Source organism: Bradyrhizobium sp., from assembly GCF_035570375.1.
In the GTDB taxonomy this organism is placed as follows: Bacteria; Pseudomonadota; Alphaproteobacteria; order Rhizobiales; family Xanthobacteraceae; genus Bradyrhizobium.
Map to the genome: position 1 here is coordinate 1 of NZ_DATMLW010000175.1, position 5,052 is coordinate 5,052.

Here is a 5,052-nt window from a genome sequence, read left to right on the forward strand (position 1 = left end):
TTCAATTAAATCGTCCGCGGCGGCTCGGGGATGAGGCGCGAGCTGCGCTGGCCGGTGAAATAGGACCACACCCACTGGTGCTGAACGCGCAGCCGATTCTGCAGCTGCGGAAGCGACAGCACGTGAACGAATGCCCACACCAGCCAAGTCAAGAAGCCGCCCGTGCGCAACCAGCCTCTCTCCAGGACTGCGTAATTCTTGCCGACGACGGCCATGTTACCCTTGTCGAAATAGCGGAACGGACGTTTGATTTCTCGCCCCTTCAGCTCTTTCGCGATCAGCCGCCCGACGTACCGCCCTTCCTGAATCGCCGCCTGCGCCACGCCGGGCACCGGATGTTCGTTTTGTATCACCGATGCCGCGTCGCCGACGACGAATACTCCTGGCGCGTCAAGGACCCTCAGGAATGGATCAACGAATGCTCGCCCCGCGCGGTCGGTTTTGGTGCCGAGCATCCTTGGAATCGGCGATGCCGCGACGCCTGCCGTCCACAGCACTGTTGCGCTCGGGATCCTGCTTCCGCCGGCAATCACACCTTGGTTGTCGACTGTCTCGACCTTGACATCCGTCACGACCTTCACGCCAAGCTTCTCGAGGCGCTGAGCCACCTTGCGCGAGACTGACTCGGCAAAAGTCGGCAGAACCCGCTTGCCCGCGTCGAGCAGAATAATGTCGCTCTTCGACGGATCGATGCGGCGGAAGTTGCCCCGCAGCGTGACCTTCACCAGGTGCGCCAAGGACCCCGCGAGTTCCACGCCGGTTGGACCGGCGCCGACCAGCACGAACGTCATCTGTCGCGCGCGTTCGGCCTCGTCCTCGGTCGCAGCGGCCAGTTCGAACGCACCCAGGATTTTGGCTCGGATCGTCTCGGCGTCGTTGAGGCTCTTGAGCCCAGGCGCATAGCGCGCGAACTCGTCGTGCCCGAAGTAGCTTGGACGCATGCCCGTCGCGACCACCAGATAATCGAACGCGATCTTGTGGACGCCCGCGCCTGGGGAGGACGCCTCGATCGTGCGTGAGGCAACGTCGATGCCAGTGACCTCCCCCAGAAGTACGGTGACGTTTCGCTGCTTCACCTCGATCTGGCGGATGGGCGCCGCGATTTCGGCGGGAGAGAGAACGGCGGTTGCCACCTGATAGAGCAAGGGCTGAAAAATGTGGTGGTTGCGCCGATCGATCAGGACGATCTCGACATCGGCGTGTCTCAGCGCGTGCGCGGCCGCGATCCCGGCAAAACCGCCGCCGACAATCACGACACGCTTCCGCTCCGGACGCGGCGCCTCCACGACTACATGCGCCTCGTCAGGCCGAGTCTCGGCTAGTATCGCGCTCATTTGATCACCTTTGTTCGTAACTCCCTTCCGGGAACAGTGCTCTCAATGCGCCAACCATTGCTCGCGCCTCTAAGTCCCTATGCCTTCGCTGCAGATTTGACGGTCCTCGTGAAATCAGGTTTGCGCTTTTCCAAGAAGGCCGTAAGCGCCTCTTTTGCGTCTTCAGAGCGAACTTGCGCGCTGAACTCTTCGTTCTCAGCCTTCATCGCAGCCTTGATCTGTTCGCGAAATGGCTGCTTCATGAGCCTTTTGCTGGCTTGCAGCGCGCCGGTCGGCTTCGCTGCCAACTTCACAGCCGTTTCGGTCGCCTTCGCCAGCACGTCCTTGTCGGATACGACCTGGGTCACGAGTCCCAGCTCCGCGGCGCGCCTGGCATCAAAAGGACCTCCCAACAAGATCAGCTCGGCAGCGCGAACATGACCGATCCGCGCCGGCACGGAGCAGCTCGACCCGAATTCCGGCACGAGAGCAAGGTTGATGAAAGGCATCTGGAATTTCGTGCTTTCACCTGCGTAGATAAAATCACAGTGCGTCAGCATGGTGGTGCCACCGCCGATCGCGGCGCCGTGGACCGCGGCGACCAGGGGCTTGTCAAAGTCGACCAACGCATTCATGAGACGGGCCTGCGGCGATTCGCCTGGCCCTGGAGGGTTCTTGAGGAAATCGTCGATATCGTTGCCCGCGCAGAACGAATCCCCCGCGCCATGCCAGAGGACGACACGCGTGTTCTCGTCATTCGCGGCCTCGTCGAAGATGCCTGCTAGAGCGAGGTACATGGCTGATGTCATTGCGTTCAGCTTTTTCGGGCGATTCAACTGGATGCGCAGGATGCTTCCGGCGTGTTCGGTAACGATGTCATCCATTGTCGAACTCCTGGTCCCCTTACCGTGAATTCACTGCGAGTCGAGGTTCACGCGACTCCCGCTGCCCCGGTAGTGGTCACGCTAAGCCGCATGTTCCTTTGCCTTCGGAATGGCGCCGCTCGTGCGCAAACCATCGATTTCGACCGCGCTAAATCCGAGCTGCCGGAGAATCTCCTCGTTGTGTTCTCCAAGCTTTGGGGCGCGCTTCGCAAGTACCTTGGTGACGCCATGCACCTGAAGCGGGCTGCTGATTGTGGAGGTCAGCTTGCCGCCGGCGCCATCGAGCGGAACGACGATATCATTCGGCTGGAGCTGTGGATCGTTGATCACTTCCTGCGGCCCACGCACCGCTCCGAACGTCACGTGGACGCCATTGAACACGTTGTACCAATGTGCCATCGGCTCGGCACAGAAGGTCTCGTCGAGGATTGCCGTGAGCTGCGGCATGTTCGCCATCAGCTTCGCCGGATCGGAGAACCGCGGATCGGTCAGCAGATCAGGACGGCCGATGGCCTTGGCAACGGCGGCCAGCTTATCGGGGGTGACGATGAGAACGAACCAGGTGTTGTCCTTGGCGCGATACACATTCATTGCCGCATTTGCCGGGTGCATGCGATCGTGCAGCCCGAAGAACTTCGCATCGCATAGCGCGGCTTGGATCGATACGCTGGCAGACCACACGCCTTCGGCAAGCAGCGAGGTCGTGACATGCGCGCCCTCGCCGGTACGCTCGCGACGATAAAGGGCAGTGACGATCGCCGAATAGAGCCCGACCGCGGTCGCATTGTCGCCGCTACCGGCCACCGGCCAGGTCGGCGGCGCGCCGGCATCGCGCGTCATCGACAACAACCCGCTGCGTGCCCAATACGACGTGATGTCAAAACCGGGAAGATCCGCATCAGGTCCCTTGTCGCCGAAACCCGTGATATCCGCATAGATGAGCCGCGGATTCCACCCCACCACATCGTCGTATTCGAGTTTCAGTTTTTTGCGCGCGGGGTGTGGTGTGTTGACAACGAGCACGTCGGCCCATTTGACCAGCTTCTCAAGCACCTGATGGGCACTCGGGGATTTCAGATCAAGCGTCATACCCCGCTTGTTGCGATTGGCAAGATGCCAGGGGTAGGCATCCTCCGCTACCGGCTGCGGGGGCAGGTTGTGCGCGTGCCGCCACAGCTCGCCGTTCGGCGGCTCCACCTTGATGACGTCGGCGCCGAAGTCCGACAGAATCACCGCGGCGCTAGGGCCTGCGATGAAGCTGGCTAGATCTACCACCTTCAGTCCCGAGAAAATATTGTCATTTGCCATAGCTGTTCTTTCCTAATCGTCGTGTGCGTTCCATTGCTTCACCGACCGCGGAACTTCGGTGCACGTTTCTCAAGGAAGGCGGAGGTGCCTTCCTTCTTGTCTTCGGTTGCGGCGCAAATGCCGAAATGGGAGGCCTCCAGTGCAAGGCCTTCCCTTTGGCTGGTCTCCAGCCCCTTGTTCACGGCCTCCAGCGAGAACTTCACAGCGATCGGCGCGTTGGCCGCGATCTGCTTCAGTATGGTTTCGGCACGATCGATCAGGCTGGCTGCAGGGACGACTTCGTTGACGAGACCGATGCGATAGGCCTCCTGCGCGGAAATCGTCTCACCCGTGAGGATCAACTGCAACGCACGACCCTTTCCCACCAGGCGCGGCAAACGCTGCGTTCCGCCACCGCCGGGCAGCAGGCCCAGCTTGACTTCGGGTTGCCCAAATTTGGCGTGCTCTGCTGCGATCCTCATCGTGCAGGCCATTGCCGTCTCGCAGCCTCCGCCAAGCGCGAAGCCATTAACCGCCGCGATCACCGGTTTGCCCAGGTTTTCGATGAGGTCCAGCACACCCTGCCCGAACCGGCTGGACTCTTCCGCCTCATAGGCGTCGACATGCGCGAGTTCACTGATGTCGGCGCCGGCGATGAAGGCCTTGTCGCCCGCGCCGGTGAGGATCACGCCGTGTACAGACGCGTCGGCTTTCGCGTCCTCGAATGCGGCCTGTAAATCGGTCCAGGTCGGCGTATTGAGCGCGTTGAGCACCTTGGGCCGATTGACCGTCACATAGGCGATTGAGCCCTTTTTCTCATACCGGACATTGGCAAGCGCCAGTGTCGCTCTGGGCGAAGAATCCGGTACGGTTGCCGGCGAAGGTGTGAATGATGCGGCTCCGGAAGCCATGATCATATCTCCTGTTTGCGAGGATCGGCCGGCGTCGGAGCGCCGGCGCGTCGAGACGTCAAATGAAGGCGCCGTGACCGGTGATCGCTTTACCGACGATCAGATTCTGCATCTGGTACGTGCCTTCGTAGGAGTAAAGCGCCTCCGCATCGGCGAAGAAGCGCGCGACATTGTAGTCGGCGACGATGCCATTGCCGCCCAGGACTTCGCGTCCCCAAGAGACGGTCTCGCGCGACTTCGCCGTGCAGAACGCTTTCGCGAGCGCCGCATGATGGTCGCCGAGCTTGCCTTCATCGTCCAGTTGCGCCAGACGCAGCATCAGGCACTGGCACGCGGTCAGATTGGCAAGCATCTTGGCGAGCAGATCCTGAATCATCTGGAACGAAGCGATCGGCTTGCCGAATTGCAGCCGCTCCTGGGCGTATTTGAGGGTCGCTTCGAATGCGCCCATCTGGATGCCGGTTGAGGCCCAACCGACCATGTATCGCGTCATCCGCAGCACCCGAGCCGTGTCGCGGAACGAGTTACCGCCCTGCAGGCGGTTCGCTTCAGGCAACCGTACATCCTTCAGCGTGATCTGACCGTTCTGGACCACCTTGAGCGCAATCTTGTGCTCGATCTTCTCGACGCTGAAGCCGGGCGTCGACTTGTTCTCGA

General features: G+C 61.2%; 5 protein-coding genes. All 5 read right to left on the reverse strand.

Annotated features, from left to right (window positions below):
* Positions 1 to 5 precede the first annotated feature (5 nt).
* On the reverse strand, positions 6 to 1,334 hold the full coding sequence (locus VNX23_RS18965) for an NAD(P)/FAD-dependent oxidoreductase (protein ID WP_325632483.1): 1,329 nt from the start codon (positions 1,332 to 1,334) through the stop codon (positions 6 to 8).
* 77 nt (positions 1,335 to 1,411) lie between these two features.
* Positions 1,412 to 2,197 (reverse strand): enoyl-CoA hydratase, encoded by a 786-nt coding sequence (locus tag VNX23_RS18970; protein ID WP_325632485.1) that lies wholly within the window; start codon positions 2,195 to 2,197, stop codon positions 1,412 to 1,414.
* An 81-nt stretch (positions 2,198 to 2,278) separates the two neighbouring features.
* Positions 2,279 to 3,505 (reverse strand): CoA transferase, encoded by a 1,227-nt coding sequence (locus VNX23_RS18975; protein ID WP_325632486.1) that lies wholly within the window; start codon positions 3,503 to 3,505, stop codon positions 2,279 to 2,281.
* A 38-nt stretch (positions 3,506 to 3,543) separates the two neighbouring features.
* Complete coding sequence (locus tag VNX23_RS18980; RefSeq protein ID WP_325632488.1) at positions 3,544 to 4,395, reverse strand: enoyl-CoA hydratase-related protein; 852 nt, start codon at positions 4,393 to 4,395, stop codon at positions 3,544 to 3,546.
* Between the two features lie 58 nt (positions 4,396 to 4,453).
* Positions 4,454 to 5,052: acyl-CoA dehydrogenase family protein (locus VNX23_RS18985; protein WP_325632489.1), on the reverse strand; the 599-nt coding region annotated here is incomplete at its 5' end.

What these genes read in the sequence shown, in the direction of transcription:
- VNX23_RS18975 (WP_325632486.1), bottom strand. Translation starts at nt 3,505, where the DNA reads ATGGCAAATGACAATATTTTCTCGGGACTGAAGGTGGTAGATCTAGCC.
- VNX23_RS18980 (WP_325632488.1), bottom strand. Translation starts at nt 4,395, where the DNA reads ATGGCTTCCGGAGCCGCATCATTCACACCTTCGCCGGCAACCGTACCG.
- VNX23_RS18965 (WP_325632483.1), bottom strand. Translation starts at nt 1,334, where the DNA reads ATGAGCGCGATACTAGCCGAGACTCGGCCTGACGAGGCGCATGTAGTC.
- VNX23_RS18970 (WP_325632485.1), bottom strand. Translation starts at nt 2,197, where the DNA reads ATGGATGACATCGTTACCGAACACGCCGGAAGCATCCTGCGCATCCAG.